This window comes from Sporosarcina sp. FA15, assembly GCF_051550195.1.
Taxonomy (GTDB): Bacteria; Bacillota; Bacilli; order Bacillales_A; family Planococcaceae; genus Sporosarcina; species Sporosarcina psychrophila.
In genome coordinates this window covers 683,290-707,437 of the sequence record NZ_CP188818.1, presented here as the reverse complement: position 1 = coordinate 707,437, position 24,148 = coordinate 683,290, and the positions used below count along the sequence as shown (strand labels likewise).

Genomic DNA, 24,148 nt, shown 5'->3' with positions numbered 1-24,148 from the left:
TAAACTGTGCGCCAGCACACTATAAAAAAACGGAAAACGATGTATATCTCGTCTTCCGGATTTTCCAATTCTACAATTACATTCTGCTTTCAATCTCTTTCCATGCTTCGTCCATTCCGATTCCCTTTTCAGATGAAAAGACAATTAATGCATCGTATGGTCGCATTGCAAGCGTTTCACGAACGACTTTTTTATGCTTTTCCCATTTCCCTTTTGGAATCTTGTCCGCTTTCGTCGCAATGATGATTGCAGGCATATTATTCTCTACAAGGAAATCGTACATTGCACAATCATCAGCACTTGGAGCGTGGCGTAAATCTACAATTTGAATGACAGCTCGAAGTGGCTCCCGTTCAGTCATATATTGTTGAATGAATTTCCCCCATGTTTCACGAGAAGACTTGGATACTTTTGCATACCCGTATCCCGGTACATCGACGAAAAATAATTGCTCTTCAATTTTATAAAAGTTTAATGTTTGTGTCTTACCTGGCTTCGAAGAAGTTCGAGCAAGGCTTTTTCTACCAATCATCTTGTTTATGAAAGATGATTTACCGACGTTCGACCGGCCTGCTAACGCAAATTCCGGATACCCTTCCGCCGGATATTGTTCGGGGCGTACAGCACTCATTATCATTTCTACGTTATGGACTTTCATTTGGAAGTCTCCTCCAATGCAATTTCGAGGACCTCTTCTGCGTCAGAAACGAGTTTAAATGTCAGTTCCTCTCGGACGCTTTCTGGAATATCTTCGATGTCGCGCTCATTTTCTTTTGGCAAGATAATCGTCGTCAAGCCAGCTCGATGGGCACTTAATGTTTTTTCTTTCACGCCACCAATCGGTAAAACTCTACCGCGCAGTGTAATTTCACCAGTCATCCCGACCTCACGGCGTACTGGCCGTGAAGTCAATGCAGAGACCAGTGATGTAGCAATCGTCACACCGGCTGAAGGACCATCTTTAGGGATCGCACCTTCAGGTACATGGATATGAATATCACACTTTTCATGGAAATCTGGATCAATACCGAATTCCACCGTTTTCGAACGCACGTAGGACAATGCAGTTTGGGCAGACTCTTTCATAACATCTCCAAGTTTACCCGTCAGTATAAGTTTACCTTTTCCTGGCGATAAAGAAACCTCAATCTGCAATGTATCTCCACCAACTTGCGTATAAGCAAGTCCTGTCGCGACGCCTATTTGATTCACTGTCTCCGCCTGTCCATACCTGTATTTCTTTTTACCAATAAGAGATTCAAGTGTTTTAGAACTAACCGTTATACTTTTCTTCTCTCCCGTGACAATCAGTTTCGCAGCTTTACGGCAAATACCAGCAATTTGTCGTTCTAGGCCACGTACACCTGCCTCGCGTGTATAATACCTTACAATGTCCTGAATCGCAGGATCATTGATACGAACCTGCGATTTTGTCAGTCCGTGCTCTTTCAACTGTTTCGGGATCAAGTGATTTTTCGCAATAGCGTGCTTCTCAATTTCTGTGTAACCGGCAATTGAAATGATTTCCATCCGGTCACGAAGTGGTCCCGGAATTGCACTTAAATCATTGGCAGTCGCAATGAACAAAACATTCGATAAGTTATAAGGCTCTTCGATGTAATGATCACTAAATTTATTGTTTTGTTCTGGGTCAAGCACCTCAAGCATCGCGGACGATGGATCCCCACGGAAGTCATTCGACATCTTATCGATTTCATCCAGTAAGAACACGGGGTTAATCTTGCCAGCTTTTTTCATACCTTGAATAATTCGCCCAGGCATTGCGCCCACATATGTCCGTCTATGACCACGAATTTCCGACTCGTCACGCACTCCGCCAAGTGAGATTCGAACAAACTTCCTACCTAGAGATTCTGCAATAGACCTAGCTAAAGACGTTTTTCCGACACCTGGTGGACCCGCAAGACAAAGGATTGGTCCCCGTAATGAATTCGTTAATTGACGAACTGCCAAATATTCAAGTATACGTTCTTTAACAGCTTCTAGTCCATCGTGGTCGCGATTTAAGATTTCTTCCGAGCGATTAATGTCAAGCTGATCTGTTGATGCATCGGACCATGGCAACGTAACGAGCCACTCGATATAATTACGGATGATTCCGCTTTCAGCTGCAGCAGATGGTAGTTTTTCATATCTGTCGAGTTCACGCAACGCGGCTTCTCTAACACCTGCCGGCATACCGGAACTCTCAATTTTTTCAGTCAAGTCTATTACTTCTAGACCTTTACCGTCTTTATCACCGAGTTCAGTCTGAATCGCCTTCATCTGCTCACGCAAATAAAACTCTTTTTGCGTTCGCTCCATGGCTTCCCTGACACGTTCATTAATTTTCTTTTCAAGGTTCAGCACTTCTTGCTCATTATAAAGTCTACTCATAAGCCATTCAAGGCGTTCATTGACATCTTTTATTTCAAGTACTTCTTGCTTTGCAACCAATTTCAGCGGTAAATGAGAAGCGACCGTATCTGCCAGTCTTCCCGGTTCTATAATTGAAGCGACAGAATCATATGTTTCTTCTGTCACTTTTTTCGAGATTTTTGAGTACTTTTTGAAATATGTAAGTAGCGTTCTCATTAGCGCTTCTGATTCAGCATCAATTTCCTCATCATCTGGATAACCAATTACTTTAACCACGGGATAAAGATCCGCTTCCTCATAATCCGACCATTCTGCACGTTCAATTCCTTCAATAAGTATACGATACGTCCCGTTTGGTAGTTGTGTCATCGATTTAACAAACGCCAATGTCCCTACTTTATACAGATCCTCCGGTTCCGGATTTTCTATACTTATATCTTTCTGCGTAGCAAGAAAAATAAGGTTATCCTGTGCGATTGCGTGTTCAATGGCAAATACGGAGCGCTCTCTTCCAACATCAATATGTAAAATCATCGTAGGGTATACGAGCAGCCCACGCAGCGGCAACAATGGTATATTGTTCAATTCATTAGTTAACATGCGGAAGTCACCTCCATTAATTATGTATATCCAACTTTTAGTTCAATCAAATATTTAAAAAAAGCTGACATCCGAAGAGCGCATTTTCACGCGCGTCATCGGAGTCAGCTTCATCCTTCAGGCGTTACGCCGAGTCTTTCTCATTATCCAGATGAACTCGGGTACCGTCCGCTGTTAAAAGAATTGGATTTGATTGCCCCAAGACGGAGTCTTTAGTAATGACACACTCAGTCACTTCTTCAAGTGAAGGCAGTTCATACATTACGTCGAGCATGATATTCTCAATGATTGAACGCAGACCACGAGCACCTGTTTTTCGTGTGATTGCCTCTTTTGCAATTTCAAGCAAGGCATCATCTTCGAATCGCAGTTCAACATTGTCCAGCCCAAACATTTTTTGGTATTGTTTTACAATCGCATTTTTCGGAAGCGTCAAAATCTGATACAGCGTATCTTCGCTCAACTGCTCCAAACTTGCAAGAACAGGTAAACGACCTACGAACTCTGGTATCAGACCAAAACGTTGAAGATCTTCCGGAATCAGTTTAGCAAGGTAAGACTCCTCTTCAATAACCAAGTTCGGCTCAGCACCGAAACCAATTACTTTTTGTCCGATGCGGCGTTTAATGATTTCTTCAATTCCGTCGAATGCTCCCCCAACAATAAAGAGAATATTCGTCGTGTCGATTTGGATAAATTCTTGATGTGGATGTTTACGTCCGCCTTGTGGTGGCACGCTCGCAACTGTCCCTTCAAGAATTTTAAGAAGTGCCTGTTGGACACCTTCCCCTGACACGTCACGTGTAATGGACGCATTTTCGGATTTACGCGCGACTTTATCGATTTCATCAATATAGATGATCCCTTTTTCCGCACGATCTACATCATAATCTGCAGCCTGAATCAGTTTCAATAGAATATTTTCTACGTCTTCACCAACATATCCCGCTTCCGTCAAAGATGTAGCATCTGCAATCGCGAAAGGTACATCGAGGATTCTAGCAAGCGTTTGAGCAAGTAATGTTTTACCGCTCCCTGTTGGTCCGATTAAGACGATATTGGATTTCGATAGCTCGACATCATCAATCTTACTGTTCGAATTAACACGTTTATAGTGATTATAGACAGCAACTGAAAGTGATTTCTTTGCACGGTCCTGTCCAATAAGGTATTCATCGAGTATACTTTGTATTTCTTTCGGCTTCGGAACGTCTTTAAGCTCGAAACCTTCTTCAAGTCCGACTTCCTCTTCAACGATTTCAGCACAAAGTTCAACACATTCATCACAAATATAGACGCCTTGACCAGCGACTAACTTACGAACCTGTTCCTGGGATTTCCCGCAAAAAGAACAGTTCAAGTTATCTTTTTCATCGTTAAATTTGAACATTATGCTCACCCCTATTCAAGTGACAATCTTACAAGATTCCCCCGTTTTTATCAACTAATTAGAATTCTTCCCTATTCAAGAAGGTAATTCTATGTCTTTCTATGAAAAACAAGGTACGGTCTTCCGTACCTTGTCCTTATTTCACTTTATTATTCAGTAATCTTTGCATTTTCAACAAGGAATTCAACTGTTTTATTGAAACGAAGGTCATTTTCAAGAACAGAAGTTCCACCAAGTGTTGTTTTAATTTGCTCAACATCCATACCGAATTGCGCGGACATTTTTTCAAGTTCTGCGTTAATATCAGCTTCTTCAACTACGATGTTTTCAGCTTTACCAATCGCTTCAAGTACAAGTGAAACGCGAACACGGTTTTGTGCATCGTCTTTCATTTGTGAACGAAGTGCTTCTTCATCTTGTCCAGAGAACTGGAAGTAAAGCTCAAGGTTCATACCTTGTGATTGAAGACGTTGTCCGAACTCTTCCATCATACGTTCAATTTCAGAATTGATCATTACTTCAGGAATTTCGACTTCCATATTTCTCGCAGCCGCTTCGACAAGATCGTCGCGAAGTGCTACTTCAGATGCCGATTTCTTCTCTTCCAAAGTAGTTTCTTTCAGCTTCGTACGTAATGCTTCAAGACTTTCTACTTCTTCATCAATTTCTTTTGCAAGTTCGTCATCAAGTGCTGGAACTTCTTTTGACTTGATTTCATGAATTTTCACTTTGAAAATCGCTGGTTTACCAGCAAGTTCTGCTGCATGGTATTCTTCAGGGAAATTCACTTCGACGTCTTTTTCTTCGTCTTGTTTCATGCCAACCAATTGTTCTTCGAATCCAGGGATAAATGAACCTGAACCGATTTCAAGGTCGTACCCTTCAGATTTTCCGCCGTCGAAAACTTCTCCATCAACAGAACCTTCGAAATCGATTTTCACTGTGTCGCCATTTTCAACTGCGCCATCTTCTTTAATAGCTAATTCAGCGAATTTTTGTTGACGATCTTTCAGTTGCTCTTCGATTTCTTCGTCAGTAACTGTTGTTTCCTGACGTGTTACTTCAAGGCCTTTATAATCGCCAAGTTTCACTTCTGGTTTCAATGTAACAACCGCTTTGAAAATAAGGTCTTTTCCTTTTTCCATTTGCTCGATGTCAATTTCAGGACGATCGATTGGTTCAACGCCTGCTTCGTCAAGAGCATTTGAATATGCTTCTGGAAGGATGAAATCAAGTGCTTCATTGTAAAGTGATTCTACGCCATACATTTTTTCAAACATTTGACGTGGCATTTTCCCTTTACGGAATCCTGGTGCTTGTATTGTTTTCACAACTTTCTTGAATGCTTTATCAAGACCTACCGTTACTGCTTCTGCAGGTACTTCTACTGTTAGAATCCCTGTGTTCCCTTCTTGCTTTTCCCATTTAACTGACATAATTAAATACCTCCGAATCGTTTTGGCCAATATCTTTTGTTCCGTATATACTCCATTGACAACCATTTCAGTATATCATAGTCTCTTCATCTTTCAACAGATTTCACACTTTGTTAAAGGTCCGAATCGTTGTCAATCTGTTGAATAAGTAAGTTCAGTGCTGTCTCGGGTAACTGCTCACCTGAAAACAGACTTTCTATGTAGTTTACATAGGCTGTTGCGACTTCTTCTGCTTGATGAGTCCCCCAGCCGAAAGGGAAAGCAGTAATTGCAAATTTCTCAATGAGACCTTGAGCCATTTCTAATCTAGATGGATCCTGCAGTAACCGACGATCCACTTCTTCAAGAACTTGTTTCGTTAAATCATCTTGCCCAGGTAATGTCATAGCTGCTGGAACAATACGCTTCTCCCAGCCGAATTTCCGCACTGTAAGTTCATCAGAGTGCCCTGTCTGATGCAGTAGCGTTAATGCGAACGTAATTGCTAATGGTGCCACATCGTCCCGCGCTACAATTATCGCAAGTAAAGGGACTAAATCAGTTAAATCACTACCTTCAAGTGAAGCCAGTGCATACTGTTGTGCCAAAGCATCCATCTTCATGAATTCGTCTAGTGTGAATAATTCCATTCGATAGCTGGGCTCGTCCTGTGCATAGCGGTCAGACAAACGACCATTCAATTCCCGCAGATAATTGAATTTGTTCAGCATATCAGGCGGAACGATTCCTTCATCAATTAGCGCATCAATTGTCATTTCAACTTCATCGTACTCCTGCAGTTGAATGCTAATTGTCAAATACAGCTCCATTGCATCGACGTAATCGGCGGTTCCGCTATGAAGGAGCCTTGCTGCAATTTCTTTTGCACGTTGAAAGTCTTTTGTCTCATAAAGGGCAACCGCGTATGGTCCCAGAAATTCCGGATTGTCAGGTTCATATACAATAGCTTGGTCAAATGCTTCCACCGCTAACTCATAGTTCTCCTGTTCGACGGCTACATGGCCATTTTCAACAAGCTTTTCAAATGTTCCTGGAAAGACGATAACATTTTCTTTTTTCCTGAGTCTTCCGTATTTCTTTCTCAATACGCACACCTTCTTTCATCATTTCCCACTATATCACAGCGATTTCTGTTTTAACATTGATAATTGGTCAATTAGGTAAAAAAAGTCGATGAGCTATCCCGTAAAACAGTAAAGCGTCACCCGACTAGAGCTCGGTGACGCTTTCACAAGGACTTGAAACATCTTTGTTTTATATTTGACGAAATAAATAATCCCATTGACTTCGCTTCGGCTACCCCTTGTAAGGCGCCTTCGCTTAGTTTATATAGTTTTTAGTAGTTCAATATATAGATGCATTCAAAACGCTAAAAGCATGCAAAAGTGGAATGCCTTAAATCGTTGAAATCACTCACCGATTCCTTCTGATTTTATTACTTCATCCACTTTAGCCATTAATGCTTCTTCATCCTCACCATCAGCGATGATTTTAATGTCTGCCCCAGCTGAAATTCCCAGTGACATAACACCCATAATCGATTTCAAGTTCACTGTCTTTTCCATGTATGCAAGTTTCACATCTGACGTAAATGGTGTCACCGCTGAAACTAATACGGATGATGGACGGGCGTGAAGTCCCTCGTTGCTAGTAACTTTGTAATTTTTCTCAATCATTTTAAACTCTCCCTTTTAATAGATTAGTCGAATCAAGTTAAAACTTAATTCGCTTGCCATAAGTAGCAATCATTTGCTCATTATGTGCTGAGCTTCCATCCAAATTTGCGCTTTTAAATATTGGAGGTTCTATCCCACTTTCAATCATCATACCAATCACACGACTGAATGTCGCATGAAGAAGCATATTCCCAATGACGCCAGAAGCCGGTGCATAAGGTGTTCCCTCCGATAGCAGAAGCCCATCCCCAACCGTTACATGCGTATTCAAAACTGCTTCCGCAACATCTTCAAGTCTATTTCCTGAATGGTGTTTAGATGGCTGTTCAGACGCATTGTAGTAAAGAGACTGGAGAGAAACAACATAAGCCCCGGACTCTTTTGCAATATACGCCACATCTATTGGTACCACATTTCGTCCAGAAGTTGAAATAATAATGACTACATCTTCAGAACGAATGTCTAGCTGACCCGCAAATGTTTGGGTAAATTCAGGGTCTTTTTCATTCGTAGATGCCTGTGAAGCCCCATTATGAAGCATCAAAGTCTCGACAATAATTGGTCGTACTGGTACTAAACCGCCCGCACGGAAAAACGGCTCCTCCGCTATTAAGTGAGAATGACCTGAGCCGAATAACTGAACAATACCACCACGCGAAAGGCGTTTCATTATCTCTGCTGCAATCTTTTCAACAGATTGCTGTTCTTCTTGAATAACTTTTTTCATCAATGATTCGATTTCCTTGAAATACGCATTCATTCAATCATCTCCGAATCTCGCTGATAAATTTATAACGATCTGCCCGATATGTACTTCGAACAATTTCAATCGGAACATCGTTCGTTAAATAACTGATTCGTTCTATCAACAAAACTGCTGAAGGCATAAAAATTTGAAGGAACTCTGCATCTTCCTTTTTCACTAACACAGCTTCCATGCGTTGCGAGGCATGGCTAATTATTAGCCGTTTATCCTTCTCTATAAACGAATACAGTGATCCTTCTATGTCATTCAATTCAAGATTTGGGACGAGCTTAACAGGAAGATATGACCTTTCGATCGCCATCGGTTTGTCGTCCGCATACCTAATTCGCTTAACGACGAATACTTCTTCATCTTTAGCCAACTGTAACTCATGCATAATATCTATTTCAGGTATCATTTTTTCAAAACTAATAAGTTTGTTACTAGGTTTCATCCCACGTGACAGCATATCTTCCGTAAAGCTTGTAAGACCACTAAGAGGCTGTTCAATCTTGGGTGTCGCTACATATGTTCCGCGCCCCTTTTCACGATAAAGGAGCCCCTCATTTACTAGATTCGTTATGGATTGGCGGACAGTCATGCGACTTACGTCAAACGTATCCGTCAGTTCACGTTCGGAAGGGATTGCCTCTCCAATTACAAAATCCCCTTGCAGAATTTGATTTTTCAAATAGTCCTCGATTTGGACGTACATGGGTATCGGTGACTGTTTATCTAGCATAATACTCACTTCCCTTATGATTTAACCAGTTCATATGCATCCCTATCAACAATAAGTGTAACATTATCGTGATTCCATAAAATTGATGCTGGAAAACTTTCAGTCACATCTTTATTTAATAATGTTCTCACAGCTTCTGCTTTATCTTTTCCGGATGCCAGTAAAATAATTTCCTTACTTTTTAATATCGATTTGATGCCCGTTGTAATCGCATGTGTTGGAACTTCATCAATGGAAGTAAAGAAGCGTGCGTTACTTTCTCGGGTAGATGCAACAAGTTCAACGACATGTGTCAGACTGTTTGAATCCGTTCCCGGTTCGTTAAAGCCGATATGCCCATTTCTTCCTATCCCCAATACCTGCAGATCAATCGGCCCTACGCTATCAATTACTTGTTCATAACGCAGACATTCTTCTGCTGAATCAGATGTCCCATCCGGAATATACGTATTTCCAATTACAATGTCAATCTTATCAAATAAGTTTTCAGTCATAAATGTGCGGTAACTTTCCGGATGCCCTTTATCTAGACCTAGGTATTCATCTAGATTAATCGTGCACACATTTTTATACGATATCCCACGTAATTTAACACCTTCAACTAATCGTTCATAAAGCCCTAGTGGCGTTGATCCTGTTGCAAGTCCAAGCACCGAGTGATCATTTCCAAGAATTTGTGCTTCTACCAATTGTGCGGCCTTTACGCTTACTTCATCATAATTAGAACATACGACTACCTTCATCCCATTACCTCCTTAGTATAAGCAATTTCCCCCCTACAAATAGTCATCTGGACATTCCACTCCCCATCGATGATGGTAAGATCCGCATCTTTTCCAGGCTCAATCCTGCCTTTATTGGATAGGCCAAGTTGTTCGGCAGCATTTGTTGAGGTCATTGCAACTAATTCAGCTAATGAACAATTTGTAATAGCCTTCATATTCTGCGCCGCTTGTTCCATCGTTAATATGCTTCCTGCAAGCGTTCCATCGCGAAGCCGCGCATCTTTGTGTGATACTTCTACATCTTGGCCTCCTAAATCATAAATGCCAGGTGGAAGCCCTTTCGCACGCATTGCATCCGTAATAAGAATAATTCGATTGGAAGTCTTTTGACGATAAGCGAGTTCAACCGATTTCGGATGACTATGAATGCAATCGACGATAATTTCAACGAGAAGTGAATCCTCTAAAAAAGCAGCTCCAACAACCCCTGGTTCTCTATGATGTAACGGACTCATTTGGTTGTATAAATGAGTCACATGAGTAGCACCCTCCTCAACCGCATTACGAACGATATCCGATGTTGCATCCGTATGTCCAATAGATGCAATCACACCACTCGTCGTTACCTTTTCAATGAAAGCAAGACCGTTTTCCACCTCAGGAGCAACAGTTACAATTTTAATGCGGTTACCACTCAGCTCTTGCCATTGTTCAAAAAGGGCAAAAGACGGTGTTGTAATATGCTCAACCGGTTGTGCACCCGCTCGTATAGCTGAAATAAAAGGCCCTTCCAAATGAACCCCCAACATTTCAGCTTGCCTTTCATCCGCATTGAATAAACCCGCATTGCGTAACGCCCCTGCTATCGCTTCATCCGACTGCGTCATTGTTGTTGCTAAAAAACTCGTCGTCCCTTCACGGGGAAGCGCGCTCGCCAAACCATTTAATGCTTCCGGCGTCGCATCCATTACATCAAAACCTGAAGAACCGTGAATGTGAATGTCAATAAAACCAGGCACAACAATCCAATCCTTACCCGCCGCATCGATTCGTATATCTGCAACTTTATTTATAGAAGTAGCGATTTCTATAATTTCGCCATTTTCTATATAAATGTCTCCCGATATACCATCCTTTGTTGCATTGGCAATTGTAATATTTGAAATCAACAATGTCTTCATCAAATTCCTCATCCCTTTTGAATATCCTGTATAAATAGAAATAAATCCCATTCAAATCCGCCGCTTACAGCGCCTTCGCTGGTTTATATAGGTATTATTTGTTCAACATGTCTAGTATTCTTAATTTTCACTATACACTCAATCGGTATAGTTGTCTATACCAGTTTATAATTTAATAAAATAAATTATATGTACTCACTAGAAAAAATAACCCTAAAGAAATTGTTCTTCTTACAACAAAAAAGTAGTACAGACCAATCACTTAGTCTGCACTACTTTTTTTATATTTATCCCCCAATACCTTCTAGATATGTTAAACAAATGAATACGGCGTATGCGCTTTACAAGGGATTTTAGGAGGCCACTGAAAAATCCCTAGTAATTGGAATGAATTAGGATTCCCACTAATACCGCTTCGACGCTTTGTGGATGCCTCCCGCGATAAGCCAGAAAGGAGACCACTTGGGAGGGATTGAACTGCATCCCTCCTTAGTCTTATTGCTCCGGCTACCACGAAGACGCGCCTGCGCTGGATGGTCTATGTGAGAAAGAGCATTTCATTAGCTGTGATGAAAACTGCAATCTGGAATGTGTCTTTCTTGAATAGAATTAGTAGCAAAAAATAAACACATTATAATCTTGGCATATACATCTCAAAATCATATTTCTCTCGATAATGAATATCCTAGCGCAGGCGCGGCAAAGGGGTCGCCGAAGCGCTAAGCGTTCTACAATCCACACCCCGAATTACACCTCTCTTATTATTGAGCGCCACGGCAGATTCAATAGGATTCTTTAATTCAACATATATAGGTTATTTCTCTTACAACATTCCTTATAAAGTCACATCTCAATTGTTCCATTTTTTGTGGTAATAATAAATTGTCATCAGAACGATGAATTCCGATATTGGTATAGCGAGCCAGACACCTGTTAATCCAAATAGTCGTGGCATGATGGCGAGCAAGATTAGCAAAACAACAATTTCCCTTGCTGCAGTAATCCACGTTGCCATTCGGATCTGTCCGATGGATTGATAATACGTCATCATGACAAAGTTTGTGCCCATAAAAAGATAGGCGATAAAGAACAGTTTAATACCCGGAACCGCAATTTTCATTACTTCTTCTGGAAAATCGCCGAACAAACTTGCAATTGGAGCGGCTGCAAATTGGCCGACAAGCAGAAAGAAGATGCCGGCCCCGAGTGCTGTCCCAATAGCCATACGAACAGTCTTTTTCATCTTGATTTCGCTACCTGCCCCACGGTAATAGCTAATCAGCGGTTGAATCGCCGCACCCATACCTAAAAATAACAGCAACATAACACTGTGAACATAATTCAATATCGTAAATGCAGACACGCCTGCGGTTCCAGCGAGGTATTCAAACGTAATATTATGCGAGATTGTAAAGACCGAAAATCCAACTTCCGCAAGAAAACTCGGAAATCCAATCACTAATATTAATAGAAAAAGCTTTCGATTGAACTTAAAGCGAACAAAACGCAAATTACTTTTCTTTCTGAAAAAATGCGTGCTCAATATGACAAGCCCCACAAATGCACCAATGACCGTTGCCGCTGCAGCACCCTCTACACCATAATCAAGTATGAATAAAAACACATAATTCAATCCGATATTGACGACTGCCGTAGCAACAAGTGCAATCATTGATAAGTTCGGTCCACCGTCATTTCGCACCAAAATACTGAATGCATTTTCAACAGTGAAGATGAATCCAAATAGCAACATGACCTTCATATAACCTGCAGTGTACTGAAATGTGTCGGCATTCGCGCCCAATAAATACGCAAGTTCCGTCCTAAAAACAAAGGCAGTAAGCCCGACAATCAGCGTTAAAATAAATATAGAGACAATGGCATGTGAAAAAATAACACGCGCCTTATCAGGTCGTTTAGCTCCCATCATTGCGGAATAACGGGTCGCTGCACCAATTCCAATCCACAGTGACATCGCGACAAAAACCGTATAAACTGGCGCTGCAATCCCTACCCCGGCAAGAGCGACTGGGCCTAAGCGATTGCCTACCATAATTCCGTCGATCACAATATTGACAGCCATCAGTAGCATCCCAACCATCGACGGGATTAAATACCTCAAAAAAGATTTCCCAACAGATTCCGTATCTAAGCGATTTACTACTTGTTCCTTTTTCATTACCAATTCAATTCCTTATCTTTTGTCGTTCCATAAAACACGGAAACGATTTTAGTTTTTATAGTTTCGTCAGTCAAAAAAATAGACTGGCAGTTAAAATGCCAGTAAGCTCACCTTATTTTTCCTTCACCATACCTGTCAATAACACATCCACAATCGCCCCGTACGCTTCCGTAACTGAAATACTATGTTCTAAAAAAAATTGTCGGTCGAGCGTTGCATTCGAAGCTTCAATAATCAATTTCATCAGCAGATCGATATTTCGATCCACAATAATACCTGTTCGGATCCCTTCTTCAAGAAGACCCTTTAAATCATCCCACTGATGCAACTCACGGTTCACCCGTTCCCACTGTACAGGGTAAGTCCGTTTTAATTGGTTCAGAATCCGGAGATCGTAAAACTCATTGTATTTTGGCATGACGACAATCGCCTTACGGATTTTTTCTAACAGCGTAAGTTCTGGATTGTCAATTATACGCCGTGTTTGTTCATCGAACTCAACGAGCGTCATATCTATAATTGAGTCAAGGATATCTACCTTAGATGAAAAATTTTCATATAACGTCCGCTTGCTAATTCCAAGACGCTTTGCCAAATCATCCATCGTGAACTTAATGCCATTATTTCGCGTTTCTTCAATAAATGCATTTCTGATTCTTGTTTTCAATTTTCGACCTCCCCAGAAACTAATAATCCGTTTGTAGTTTTACCAGTTTCATTATACAACCTCTGTGAGATGAATGTCTACAGAGTTAAGTAGGTCAAGTTCTAAACGATAAACCAAAAAACATTATAAACTTTTCACCATTAGCTTTTCATTATTACTATCCACTTCACCATTGAACTTAAAGCCAAATTTCTGATACAAGTGAAGTGCTCCTTGATTATCGGCAATGATGCTTAAATAGATTTCATTGCAACTATATTCTTGTTCTAACCGTTGAATTAATGCGCTTAACATAATGCTTCCTAATCCAAGACCTTGATATTTAGAATCGATTAAAAACCGATCCAGCCACACTCGTCCATTTATTCCTTCATCAGGAAAAAATCCATACATAGCAAAACCAACTAAATTCTTTTCCCAATAAAGCCCTACTGGTTGAAAGTTGCTGCATACCTTTGCCTCATCTAAACATTGTTGCGGCGTTTCAATAAAAGACTGTTGTTTTTCATTAATACGCAGTTTTAGAATATCGTTTATATTGTCTTTTGTAACTTCATTTATAATTACTGTCATCATTTTTCCTTTCATATTTAAAGACTAGATTTATATAAGAATATACAACTAATAATGGCCGTCTAACACTTTAACATCTATATATGTTGAACAAATGAATACGGCGTATACGCTTTACATGGGCATTTGGAAGGCCACTGAAAAAGTCCCAATACTTAGAACTAATTAGAATCCCCCCAATACCGCTTGGACGCTTTGTGGATGCCTCCCGCGATAAGCCAGAAAGAAGACCGCTTTCAGTCTTATCGCTCCGGCTACCACGAAGTCGCGCCTTCGCTGGATGGTCTATGTGAGAAAGAGCATTTCATTATCTGCGATGAAATCTGCAACCTGAAGTGTGTCTTTCTTGAATAGAATTAGTAGCAAAAATAATCACCTTACAATCTCGGCATATACATCTCAAAATCACATTTCTCTCGATAATGAACAACCTAGCGCAGGCGTGGCAAAGGCATCCCCAAAGCGCCAAGCGTTCTACTATCCACACCCCGAATTAAGAGGAAACTGAAAAAGTTCTTTTATATAGTAAGAACTAGTTGATTGTAGTGAAGAGCGGCGACTCCAGCGGGAACAGCGCGAGCTGAAGACCCCGCAGGAACGCAGTGACGAGGAGGCTGAAGCCGTGCCCGCGGAAAGCGTCCGCTCGGAACGGAAATCAACGGGATTGAAGGATATCGTACTTTTTCAGTGCCCCCCGAATTACAACTCTCCTTATTGAGCGCCATAGTAGATTCAATGGGATTCTTTAATTCAACGTATATAGTATTCTGTATTGCCTGTCACAGCATTATTAACGATTCGATCTCTTCTAATGCTCACATTCATTATCTTAGCAATATAGCTTTCGTCGAAATAAAAATTCCATTGAACTCGAGGTGGCGCCTTCATTCAGTTTATTTAGGTATTCATGTGTTCAACATATATACCAACCTTTTTCACACTCTAAATTCATAACTGATGCAAATGTAGGAGATAAATCTTCTTCCCTAATTTTTAATATGCTCGATTCCTTCTTTAAATGCATTTAAATTTCTTGTTTTCAACTTCAACTATCAAGAAAACTAAAAAACCCATTTTAGTTTTCTTGGTTTTATTGTACACCATCTGTGTGATGAATGTCTATCGAGTTAGATTGAAATGATAAAATGACAATAATAGTAGAAATAAAATAAACGTCACACCTGAGGAAAAACCCCATGCGTGACGTTATTTATTTCATAATAGTGTCAGTAATGAACCACCGATAGCTCCTGTAACTACAATAATCCAAGGTGGAAGCTTCCAAAAGGCAAGCATACTAAACAATAGGGCAGCTAAAGCAAAATCAATAGGCGCTAAAATGGAACTCGTCCAAATAGGAAAATAAAAAGCGGCTATTAATATCCCTATAACTGCTGCATTTACGCCCATGATGGCTCCTTTAATTTTAGGATTGCTTCGTAAACTATCCCAAAAAGGGAGTGCACCGAGAATAAGCAGGAATGCAGGTAGGAATACTGCAAACGTAGCTACTAAACCACCTTGCCAGCCCTTCATTACCGTTCCTAAATAAGCTGCAAATGTAAATAAAGGGCCTGGTACTGCTTGTGTAGCACCATAACCAGCTAAGAATGATTCTTCGCTTATCCATCCAGTTGGTACAAATTCCTGTTCTAGTAAAGGTAAGACGACATGACCGCCACCAAAAACTAAAGCACCTGACCGATAAAAACTATCGAACATAGCTACCCAGTAGGATCCAGTTACTTCCCTGATTACGGGTAACAAAAAGAGTAACCCGAAAAATAGCAGTAAACAGATCACAGAAACACTCTTAGCGATTGGAAATTGCGAACTCACTTCATCATTTTCTTTGTGTTGCTTGAACAGAATGAACCCCAAAAATGCAGCGATTACAATGACGCCTACTTGAGCAAAAGCTGTTTGCAAAAAAAGAGTACCTATTAGTGCGAATAGAGCAATGGATTTCCTTGTTAAATCCGGTGTCAAATTTTTAGCCATTCCGATAATAGCATGCGCAACTACCGCCACTGCTACAATTTTCAAGCCATGTATCCATCCAGCATTTCCGACGTCACCCCCTGTGAGCAACAAGGCAAATAAAATAAGTGCAATAACTGAAGGCATTGTGAACCCAATGAAGGATATAATTCCACCCAAAACGCCCGCCCGCATAACACCTATACCAATACCTACTTGACTACTAGCTGGGCCAGGTAAGAACTGAGCTAAAGCAACTAAATCTGCATAGCTTTTTTCATCCATCCATTTTCTTCTTCGTACATATTCTTCATGAAAATACCCCAAATGAGCTGTTGGCCCACCAAAGGAGGTCAATCCAAGTCGTGTTGAAACTAAAAATAGTTCCAAAAGTGATTTTAATCCCCTATTTGATTTAGCTTTTTTCATATTGACTCCTCTTAATACTTTATCTTCTATGCCACTATTCCCTTAATATCGATATTGTTTTGCAACAAGACAAATATACCATTTCAAATAATACATTCAAGATGTAATCAAGAAGCTTTACATACTCTTAACATGTTTTCACGATTAATGTCCGCTATTTTCTTTTCCTGCGATTAACACCATCCAGATACGACACGATACCGACCACTGAAAAGGACGGACTTTCTTGTTTGAATTAGTCCGGAATGCCTCTTACTGTTTATTGGTCGATAAAGTTAACCATTTCAACTCTCAAAAAACCATTATACCCCATTAATTAACCTCCAAAATAAATAGTATCCCTTAACATAGGGATACTATTATCAGTTTTAAATTGGCGTTATTGTCTCTCTACTCCATGCTTTGCACATTTGTAATAGCAGCTACCCGTATTATTTCTGTACCGAGCGGATTCTTTAATTCAATGCACAGCTCCCTCAAATCGATGTCTTCAACTATCCCATGATGTTGAATAATTCGTCCACTATCCCAGGTTTTAATTAGCGTTTCACATTGCCTCTTATACGCTAATTCAAGCTCTTCTTGAATCGATTGAAGATCCCACTCGTTTAGTTCCGGTCTTTCAGTGTAATTATCCTGATCCATCCATTTTCGTAACTCCCTTACATGCTCCGACAGCATCATCGCTGTCCATTTAATATTTCCTCGGTCCCTAATCATAGTACAACTCCTATCCCTGATGACCGCCAACTAATGTAGATCTCTTAATAGATGTCCCTGCATTTGTGAGTGATACCGCCCTTAATATAGCGTTATCCCCATAACGAGTACGAATAGTATCCATTGTTGTACCTAGCTTCCGTACTTGCCATTTTTTCGTATCAAATAAACTTAATTGCATTGAACGCTCATCTTCTAACTTCGTAATCGAAACGGTGACTTGCCGCACGGCTTGATTGCCATGATTTTCATTCAACAATTCTTTGCAAACGTTATAAATTTTCATTGTGTCGTTTGTGGCTTCCACAATAGTACGAGAACGACGAAATCCACCTCCAAAAGCATTTTTACTATATCCGATACCGAGCGATATAGTGCGTCCGGCCTTGTATTCTTCCCTTACTCTTCTGGCGATATCCTCGCACATCTCTAACAAGACCACGTTTACTTCTTCCCGCAAATTATAATCTCGCATAAGTATTTGACTCTTCCCATAGCTAACCTGGCCTTCAAGAATTGGTGCACCCATCTTGGAGAGGTCTATTCCCCACGCATGATGGAATAACTGATTGCCCATTACTCCAAACTTTTTTTCAAGCCTTTGTAAATCGGCATTGGCCAAATCACCAACTGAAAATATCCCCATATTGTTTAAATTTTTTTCCGTTTGACGACCAATCCCCCACATTTCACTTAATGGAGAAATTGGCCATAATTTCCCCGCTACATCCTCAAAGGTCCATTTTGCAAAGCCTGTATCCTTTGCCTCTAGATCTAGTGCAAGCTTTGCCATTAACATGTTTGGTCCCATGCCGACCGTTGAAGGTAAGCCTAGCGTCGCAACTATTTCCTGTTGAATAACTTTAACAGTTTGCACTGGGTCGCCCCACAACTTTTCGGTTCCAGTTAGATCAATAAAGCTTTCATCTACACTGTAGACATGAATCGCTTCAGCCGGAACGTATTTATGAAGTAGGCATGTAATAGCCATCGACATTTCTAGAAAATAACTCATTTTTGGATTGAATAGCCTAATGTCAGGGTGTTGTGGAATTTCGTACAAACGAGAACCTGTTTTAACGCGAAATCTTTTTTTCATTGGAGGCGATGCCGCGAGCACAACAGACCCTTTTCTTTCAAGATTCCCAACGACCGCAATCGGCACCTTTTGTACATCTAAGCTATACAACGAAGCCATACAACTAGCATAAAAACTCACCATATCAATACAGGCGATGTGCCGATTTGGAAATTTACCGTAGTCAATCATACAACAATCCGCTCTCTTGAAGTAACGGGAACGAGTGCAAGGATAGTGTCGATTTTAAATGTACAATCGGATTTTGGTGAATAGCGATTGGCCCTAAATAAGACATCACCTACTTGTAGTATTTTAATGCTTCGCTTGCCTATCGCATCGTCTTTCACCGCGGATATCATATCTGAGACGTGATTCCATTCCATTGACTTAATCAACTCAACACGCACACTCGTTCCCTCCTCTTTTAGTCATCATATAGAATACACGTTCGTATTGCAATGAAAAATAAACACTTAGCAAGAGTTACCAAAAATGGTCTCTCGCTAAGTGTTGGACACCCGATTTACTTCGATGTTACTTGATACACATCTTTAAATGAATGAAATCCATCGAAAATCACCGTACTATCTAGGTTGTGTTCATTTACAGCGATTGGTGTTAGCAGCACGGAAGGAACTTCGATCTTCCCATTATTAACTTTCTGTTCAGCAGATACTTTCTCACCTTTTGCCATCGCAACCGCTAATTTCGCCATTTCCTGTGTAAGCATCTTGATTGGTTTATAGACTGTCATCGTTTGTGTTCCAGTAACAATTCGCTGCACTCCTGCCAAATCCGCATCCTGTCCGGCAACTGGTACTTGACCTGCTAGTCCAACAGCCGAAAGTGCTTGAATAACACCACCTGCCGTGGCATCATTCGCAGCAATTACCGCATCAATCTGCTTGTTCGTTGTCCGAAGAGCTTCTTCCATATTGGCTTGTGCATTCACTGGAGTCCAATCCTTCGTCCACTGATCATAGACAATCTTAATATCACCTCGTTCAATATAGGGACGCAGCACATTGAACACACCTTTTTTCAATAAATGTGCATTGTTATCGGTAATCGCACCACCAATAAAGACGTAATTCCCCTTCGGTACGAGAGCAGTGATGGCTTTCGCCTGCATTTCGCCCACTTGTTCATTATCAAAAGAAACATATAGATCGAGATCCGCATTTTTGACGAGTCTATCATAGGCAATTACTTGGATATCTGCAAGATGCGCCTTGTGAACAATCGCGGCTGTTGCCTCAGCATTATGTGGGACAATTACCAAAAGGTCGATCCCGCTTTGAATGAGCGCCTCTGCCTGTGAAATTTGAAGCGCATCATCTCCATTCGCAGCGACAATCTCGATTTCGGCTCCTAATGCTTCAACGGCTTCTTTAAACAAATCACGGTCTCTCAGCCATCGTTCTTCAAGTAGTGTGTCCATCGAAAATCCAATACGGATTGGACTGTCGATTGCACTAAAAGGTATCGTTTCTTCTAACTCAACGGTCTCCAATGTCTGCTTTGGTATAGCTATACAAGTAACTAGTATCAAAATCATTCCCAATAGCCATACGATTATAGCCTTTCGTTTCATCTACTTGCCCCCTATCAGACTTCGACTTTTTTACTCATTAACGTTTTTCGGTACTCCTTCGGGGACACTCCACACATTTTCTTGAACACCTTACTGAAATAATTCGGCTCATGATAACCGACCTCAAACGTAATTTCTTTTAGGCTTCGCTCTGAATCATTCAATAGCTTCTTTGCTTTTTCAATTCGGCACTCCGTCAGAAAATCGATGTAGTTAATGCCCAACTTCTCTTTGAACATTTTACTAATATAAATCGGGCTTAAATCGACTTTTTGCGCGAGAATGTTCAGTGAAATATCTTTATGTGAATGCTCACTGATAAATTGTTTAATTTGATGTATCTTATCAGCCTCCACTCGTTCGTAATGTGCCTCATAGGCAGCATTCATCCGTTCGAGTAGCAGTAGCGTCTCCGTACGCAATTGTCGATAGTCCTGTGCTTGAAACGAAAAAAATGGGGCATTCGCTTCCATTCCCATTTCATCCATCACTCTGTTCGCAATCCAAAGCAACTCAAGCATTCGTTGTTGCGTGTAAATTAGTGAATTCCCCTCATTCTCATGTTGTTGTATCAAATCCAATATCCCAGAGCGAATGGATACCCAGTCCCCTAAACGAATTTGGTCAAAAAAGTCTTTCTGCTGCTGCTTGATAACCTGATTATCTGTCTCTAAACTGAGCACTGGAGCGTCAGCATAAAACCGACTCTTGACCGCTAGCGTTGTATCCATAGTCGCAATAAGCGCTTCTTGATACGACTGACGAATCTCGTCTAATGGTTCGCAAACCTGACCAATCCCAATAAACCAGTCTAAGCTCATTTGTTCCTTAGCCAACGATAAAATCGCTTTGGCTAATGTCATTGCTTGCGAACGAAAGGATTTCTCTGGATCACGAAACACAATGATGGGTAGCTGCCGTCCATATAACGCACCTACCCAAGCATTTCCCGCTTCACGCACCTTTTCCTTAATCCTCACATAATAGTGTTCTGCTCCCTCTGGCAACAACACTACTACTACAAACTTTTCATGAGTAGAGCGAATATCTAGCATCTCGACAAGCATATCAATATGAACTTCATGAACATGATCAAATAATAGCTGTGTCACGATATCTGTTTCCACTAATGTCAACGCCTTTTGCCACTTTTCATGCTGCATTTGGCTCGTAGCCTCTGCAATACGTTCTAGCCTGCATTCCTCTAATACTCTCCCTACCGTTGCAACAATCTCACTTGCTCTACTGGGTTTCAGTAAGTAATCCTTCACACCGAGCTTGAGCGCTTGTCTCGCATAATCGAACATATCAAAGGCCGTCACCATAACAAATTTGATAGTAGAATGCTTATCTTGAATCTTTTCTAAGGCTTCAAGTCCTGTCATACCAGGCATCTTAATATCCATTAAGACCAAATCTGGTTGAATTGTATCTGCTAATTCTATTGCTACTTCCCCATTTCTTGCTTGGTAAATGGAAAGTTCAGGGAACGCTTTTTGTAAGATTGCCTGCATCCCTTCTCGCTCAATCGGTTCATCATCAACGATTAGAAGCTTCATCATCATTTCCCTCTTCCCTGGCCCTTGGAATTTGTATGACCACCTTTGTCCCCCGACCTTCTCTACTTTCAATCGTGACCAAATCCTCTATTCCATAGAATAAATGCAATCTTTTCACCACATTTTGAAAGCCTATTCCTGTAGAATGTCCTTCGATTGGTATAATGTGCCCCTTCAGCAACTGTTCCACTTTCTTTGGGGACATCCCTTGTCCACTATCCTCGATTTCAATGATGACCCATGGACCGTCATTCTTAATCCTAAACCAAATAACGCCTCCATCCTGCTCCGGCTCAATAGCATGAATTACCGCATTTTCAATGATGGGTTGAAGGGTTAGTCCCGGAATTTTTACATCTAAGCACGATTCGTTGATGTCAGATTTAAATTGTAAGCGATCCGTAAAACGAGCCTTTTGGATTTCCATATACTGATTCAAAACGACTACTTCTTCATACACCGTCACAGAGCGGTCAATCCGCTTCAAATTATAACGTAGCAAGCCGGCTACACTGACTATAAGATCGCTCGTCTCCTCCGCACCATCTAAATACGCCTTTTTCGACAATGTGTTTAATGTGTTGAATAAAAAATGTGGATTTATCTGGTTCTGCAAGCTTCTAAATTGACTCTCCTTCAATAACAACTTACTTTGCTGAAGCTCATGCTCGAGCTGTGCCTTTTGTTGAATTTCTACTATTAAATCATTAATGTTTACACGCATCTCATCAAAGGTCTTTGCTAAAAAGGCTATCTCATCATTAGACTTCACTTCAATCTGTTGATTAAAACTACCTTGAGACAATGCGTTAGCGGCCTTCGTGAGCTGATGAATCGGCCGCGTAATACTAAGTGAAAACCAGTAGATAGCCAAAAGTAACACAGCAGTAATCAATAGCAACAGCCAGATTCCTAGCTTTTTCAACTCCTCCGATTGCTTGATAATACCTCGATAAAACCGGTTAGAGGTCTTCAGCTCTCGGTCTAAAATCGTTAAGGTCATTTCAGATATGTACATAGAAATACGGTTTGCTTCATTAAATTCGTTCGTCGACCCTTCCATTTCTTGCTCCTCTGAAAACATAATGGAGCGATTCGTCGTCTCAATAAGACTATCGATTAAATGAATATAGTTGGTTATTGAAAATGCATTTTCCACATTCCGCAACTCCGCTACATCCTGTTGTACCTCCTCAATAACGGCTACGCTTTTCTCTATCTGTTGCTTATGATTAGCTGTTGGGTCAAGTAAATAGTTATTTAAGTTGGTAATTATTTGCTGACTTGCTGTTGTTACTTCATTCATCCGCAAATAGCGTTGTAAAATATCATTGGATTTTTCCTGAGTTTTCTGATTATAAGATGTAAGCGTCAACCAAATAATTCCCATTATCAGCAACACAACGGAAACGAGTATCCAAATCTTTTTTTGAATCGTCATCATAGTTCTTCACCTTCCGCGTCAACCATGCGCGTTTCAGTGAGGTAACCATTTGAATCGAGCGGGACGGTCTCGCCAGAAATCCACTCCATCAACCGCTTAACACTCTCGCTGCCCATCGCTTCTGGCTTTTGCTCCAAAATTCCATCGATCTTGCCTTGCTCTAAGAGGGCAGTTAATCCAACGCCGTCATCGAAGGTATAAATATAATACGGCTCTACTTGAGTACGTCTTCCGATCTCTTGAATCATTGGACCTGTATAATTTGCATTGATGGCTATAAATGCAGTGACTCGCGGTACTTCATTCATCAGCTGTTGCGTCGTTGTCATTACTTGTTCCTTTGCATCTGCCGTTCCTTTAACAATCATTTCGATGTCTGGATAGCCACCCAATACATTCTGGATACCGGCTAAACGTTCTTTTTGATAATATGCTTGCTCTTGATCACCAAGTATAATCACTTCTCCTGTGGTGCCCATTTCTTTTATCAATTGACGAGCAACCATTTGTCCTGCCCCAAATTGATCTGAACCAACATATGTTTTTCGCAAGCTCTCTTCCACTGGTACATCATTAGCGATGGTAATGATAGGAATCCCATAAAAAGCCGCCTTAACCTTTGTCAGTTCTTTAAATTCTTCATTATCTAGCCCCTGAACGATAATACCATTCACCTTAGAATGAATCGCAATCTCCATTGTCTTCAAAAAATCATCTTGGTTATTTCCATAGCTTCCCCACACTTCAAGCTGAACATTTTCTTCTTGTGCCTGCTTCAATGCCCCTTGGCCAACCTTATTCCAAAATGGAGTATCAAGCTCTTGGGTAATGAGCACGAGACGAATAGATTCCGGGGAAATGGGGAGGTTAGCTGGCCTATCACTAGTTAAACGATACGCTTTAGTTGCGGATACAATAGTCAAATAGCTAAAAATCATAATGAGTGCGACAAGTATTAAAACAACTTTTTTCCGCATATCCCTTCCCCTTTCCTAAAGCTTGTTTCTTTCATCTTATCAACCTGTCTAGGAATTAACAATGTCTT

The 24,148-nt window shown here is 40.8% G+C and carries 21 protein-coding genes; all 21 read right to left on the bottom strand.

Features of this window, described 5'->3' with window-relative positions:
* Positions 1 to 76: 76 nt before the first annotated feature.
* The gene (yihA, locus tag ACP8HG_RS03390; protein ID WP_067208063.1) at positions 77 to 658 is read right to left on the bottom strand and encodes a ribosome biogenesis GTP-binding protein YihA/YsxC; all 582 of its coding nucleotides are present in this window, start codon (positions 656 to 658) and stop codon (positions 77 to 79) included.
* Positions 655 to 2,979, bottom strand: coding sequence for an endopeptidase La (gene lon / locus ACP8HG_RS03385; protein ID WP_338652793.1), 2,325 nt, complete (start codon positions 2,977 to 2,979; stop codon positions 655 to 657). Before lon ends, yihA begins: the two co-directional genes overlap by 4 nt.
* A gap of 124 nt (positions 2,980 to 3,103) precedes the next feature.
* Positions 3,104 to 4,369: an ATP-dependent protease ATP-binding subunit ClpX gene (gene clpX / locus ACP8HG_RS03380; protein ID WP_067208057.1), complete on the bottom strand. Its 1,266-nt coding sequence runs from the start codon at positions 4,367 to 4,369 to the stop codon at positions 3,104 to 3,106.
* Positions 4,370 to 4,518: 149 nt separating this feature from the next.
* Positions 4,519 to 5,805 (bottom strand): trigger factor, encoded by a 1,287-nt coding sequence (gene tig, locus ACP8HG_RS03375; RefSeq protein ID WP_067208055.1) that lies wholly within the window; start codon positions 5,803 to 5,805, stop codon positions 4,519 to 4,521.
* Positions 5,806 to 5,918: 113 nt separating this feature from the next.
* Positions 5,919 to 6,890: a tetratricopeptide repeat protein gene (locus tag ACP8HG_RS03370; protein ID WP_067208052.1), complete on the bottom strand. Its 972-nt coding sequence runs from the start codon at positions 6,888 to 6,890 to the stop codon at positions 5,919 to 5,921.
* 324 nt (positions 6,891 to 7,214) lie between these two features.
* The gene (locus tag ACP8HG_RS03365; protein WP_304627122.1) at positions 7,215 to 7,481 is read right to left on the bottom strand and encodes a phosphocarrier protein HPr; all 267 of its coding nucleotides are present in this window, start codon (positions 7,479 to 7,481) and stop codon (positions 7,215 to 7,217) included.
* 37 nt (positions 7,482 to 7,518) lie between these two features.
* Positions 7,519 to 8,241: an SIS domain-containing protein gene (locus ACP8HG_RS03360; RefSeq protein ID WP_338652795.1), complete on the bottom strand. Its 723-nt coding sequence runs from the start codon at positions 8,239 to 8,241 to the stop codon at positions 7,519 to 7,521.
* A gap of 4 nt (positions 8,242 to 8,245) precedes the next feature.
* On the bottom strand, positions 8,246 to 8,968 hold the full coding sequence (locus ACP8HG_RS03355; RefSeq protein WP_067208044.1) for a GntR family transcriptional regulator: 723 nt from the start codon (positions 8,966 to 8,968) through the stop codon (positions 8,246 to 8,248).
* Between the two features lie 14 nt (positions 8,969 to 8,982).
* On the bottom strand, positions 8,983 to 9,711 hold the full coding sequence (gene nagB, locus ACP8HG_RS03350) for a glucosamine-6-phosphate deaminase (RefSeq protein WP_338652797.1): 729 nt from the start codon (positions 9,709 to 9,711) through the stop codon (positions 8,983 to 8,985).
* The gene (gene nagA, locus ACP8HG_RS03345; RefSeq protein ID WP_422397652.1) at positions 9,708 to 10,877 is read right to left on the bottom strand and encodes an N-acetylglucosamine-6-phosphate deacetylase; all 1,170 of its coding nucleotides are present in this window, start codon (positions 10,875 to 10,877) and stop codon (positions 9,708 to 9,710) included. The genes nagB and nagA overlap by 4 nt, the downstream gene beginning before the upstream one ends.
* A gap of 847 nt (positions 10,878 to 11,724) precedes the next feature.
* Positions 11,725 to 13,053, bottom strand: coding sequence for an MATE family efflux transporter (locus ACP8HG_RS03340; RefSeq protein ID WP_187047443.1), 1,329 nt, complete (start codon positions 13,051 to 13,053; stop codon positions 11,725 to 11,727).
* Between the two features lie 115 nt (positions 13,054 to 13,168).
* A complete protein-coding gene (locus tag ACP8HG_RS03335; RefSeq protein WP_067208035.1) occupies positions 13,169 to 13,723 on the bottom strand; it encodes a TetR/AcrR family transcriptional regulator in 555 nt (184 codons plus the stop codon).
* A gap of 123 nt (positions 13,724 to 13,846) precedes the next feature.
* Positions 13,847 to 14,296, bottom strand: a complete 450-nt coding sequence (locus ACP8HG_RS03330; RefSeq protein ID WP_338656882.1) for a GNAT family N-acetyltransferase — start codon at positions 14,294 to 14,296, stop codon at positions 13,847 to 13,849.
* Between the two features lie 1,215 nt (positions 14,297 to 15,511).
* Positions 15,512 to 16,705 carry a chromate efflux transporter gene (gene chrA / locus ACP8HG_RS03325; RefSeq protein WP_067208029.1) on the bottom strand — a complete coding sequence of 398 codons (1,194 nt, stop codon included), beginning with the start codon at positions 16,703 to 16,705 and terminating at the stop codon, positions 15,512 to 15,514.
* Between the two features lie 390 nt (positions 16,706 to 17,095).
* Positions 17,096 to 17,425, bottom strand: a complete 330-nt coding sequence (locus tag ACP8HG_RS03320) for a YolD-like family protein (RefSeq protein ID WP_067208026.1) — start codon at positions 17,423 to 17,425, stop codon at positions 17,096 to 17,098.
* 10 nt (positions 17,426 to 17,435) lie between these two features.
* On the bottom strand, positions 17,436 to 18,695 hold the full coding sequence (locus ACP8HG_RS03315; RefSeq protein ID WP_187047440.1) for a DinB/UmuC family translesion DNA polymerase: 1,260 nt from the start codon (positions 18,693 to 18,695) through the stop codon (positions 17,436 to 17,438).
* On the bottom strand, positions 18,692 to 18,913 hold the full coding sequence (locus ACP8HG_RS03310; RefSeq protein WP_338652806.1) for a transcriptional regulator: 222 nt from the start codon (positions 18,911 to 18,913) through the stop codon (positions 18,692 to 18,694). Before ACP8HG_RS03310 ends, ACP8HG_RS03315 begins: the two co-directional genes overlap by 4 nt.
* A gap of 116 nt (positions 18,914 to 19,029) precedes the next feature.
* Entirely contained in the window at positions 19,030 to 20,100 is a 1,071-nt protein-coding gene (xylF, locus tag ACP8HG_RS03305; protein ID WP_067208018.1) for a D-xylose ABC transporter substrate-binding protein, read from the bottom strand.
* A 14-nt stretch (positions 20,101 to 20,114) separates the two neighbouring features.
* Positions 20,115 to 21,662, bottom strand: coding sequence for a response regulator (locus ACP8HG_RS03300; RefSeq protein WP_438298176.1), 1,548 nt, complete (start codon positions 21,660 to 21,662; stop codon positions 20,115 to 20,117).
* Positions 21,640 to 23,103, bottom strand: a complete 1,464-nt coding sequence (locus ACP8HG_RS03295; protein WP_340741891.1) for a sensor histidine kinase — start codon at positions 23,101 to 23,103, stop codon at positions 21,640 to 21,642. The genes ACP8HG_RS03300 and ACP8HG_RS03295 overlap by 23 nt, the downstream gene beginning before the upstream one ends.
* The gene (locus ACP8HG_RS03290; RefSeq protein WP_340741890.1) at positions 23,100 to 24,080 is read right to left on the bottom strand and encodes a substrate-binding domain-containing protein; all 981 of its coding nucleotides are present in this window, start codon (positions 24,078 to 24,080) and stop codon (positions 23,100 to 23,102) included. The genes ACP8HG_RS03295 and ACP8HG_RS03290 overlap by 4 nt, the downstream gene beginning before the upstream one ends.
* Between the last annotated feature and the right edge of the window lie 68 nt (positions 24,081 to 24,148).

Bases quoted from the DNA above. Each gene is read 5' to 3' on its own strand.
- yihA (WP_067208063.1), bottom strand. From the start codon at position 658: ATGAAAGTCCATAACGTAGAAATGATAATGAGTGCTGTACGCCCCGAA.
- lon (WP_338652793.1), bottom strand. From the start codon at position 2,979: ATGTTAACTAATGAATTGAACAATATACCATTGTTGCCGCTGCGTGGG.
- clpX (WP_067208057.1), bottom strand. From the start codon at position 4,369: ATGTTCAAATTTAACGATGAAAAAGATAACTTGAACTGTTCTTTTTGC.
- tig (WP_067208055.1), bottom strand. From the start codon at position 5,805: ATGTCAGTTAAATGGGAAAAGCAAGAAGGGAACACAGGGATTCTAACA.
- ACP8HG_RS03365 (WP_304627122.1), bottom strand. From the start codon at position 7,481: ATGATTGAGAAAAATTACAAAGTTACTAGCAACGAGGGACTTCACGCC.
- ACP8HG_RS03360 (WP_338652795.1), bottom strand. From the start codon at position 8,241: ATGAATGCGTATTTCAAGGAAATCGAATCATTGATGAAAAAAGTTATT.
- ACP8HG_RS03355 (WP_067208044.1), bottom strand. From the start codon at position 8,968: ATGCTAGATAAACAGTCACCGATACCCATGTACGTCCAAATCGAGGAC.
- nagB (WP_338652797.1), bottom strand. From the start codon at position 9,711: ATGAAGGTAGTCGTATGTTCTAATTATGATGAAGTAAGCGTAAAGGCC.
- ACP8HG_RS03340 (WP_187047443.1), bottom strand. From the start codon at position 13,053: ATGAAAAAGGAACAAGTAGTAAATCGCTTAGATACGGAATCTGTTGGG.
- ACP8HG_RS03330 (WP_338656882.1), bottom strand. From the start codon at position 14,296: ATGACAGTAATTATAAATGAAGTTACAAAAGACAATATAAACGATATT.
- chrA (WP_067208029.1), bottom strand. From the start codon at position 16,705: ATGAAAAAAGCTAAATCAAATAGGGGATTAAAATCACTTTTGGAACTA.
- ACP8HG_RS03320 (WP_067208026.1), bottom strand. From the start codon at position 17,425: ATGATTAGGGACCGAGGAAATATTAAATGGACAGCGATGATGCTGTCG.
- ACP8HG_RS03315 (WP_187047440.1), bottom strand. From the start codon at position 18,695: ATGATTGACTACGGTAAATTTCCAAATCGGCACATCGCCTGTATTGAT.
- xylF (WP_067208018.1), bottom strand. From the start codon at position 20,100: ATGAAACGAAAGGCTATAATCGTATGGCTATTGGGAATGATTTTGATA.
- ACP8HG_RS03300 (WP_438298176.1), bottom strand. From the start codon at position 21,662: ATGATGAAGCTTCTAATCGTTGATGATGAACCGATTGAGCGAGAAGGG.
- ACP8HG_RS03295 (WP_340741891.1), bottom strand. From the start codon at position 23,103: ATGATGACGATTCAAAAAAAGATTTGGATACTCGTTTCCGTTGTGTTG.
- ACP8HG_RS03290 (WP_340741890.1), bottom strand. From the start codon at position 24,080: ATGCGGAAAAAAGTTGTTTTAATACTTGTCGCACTCATTATGATTTTT.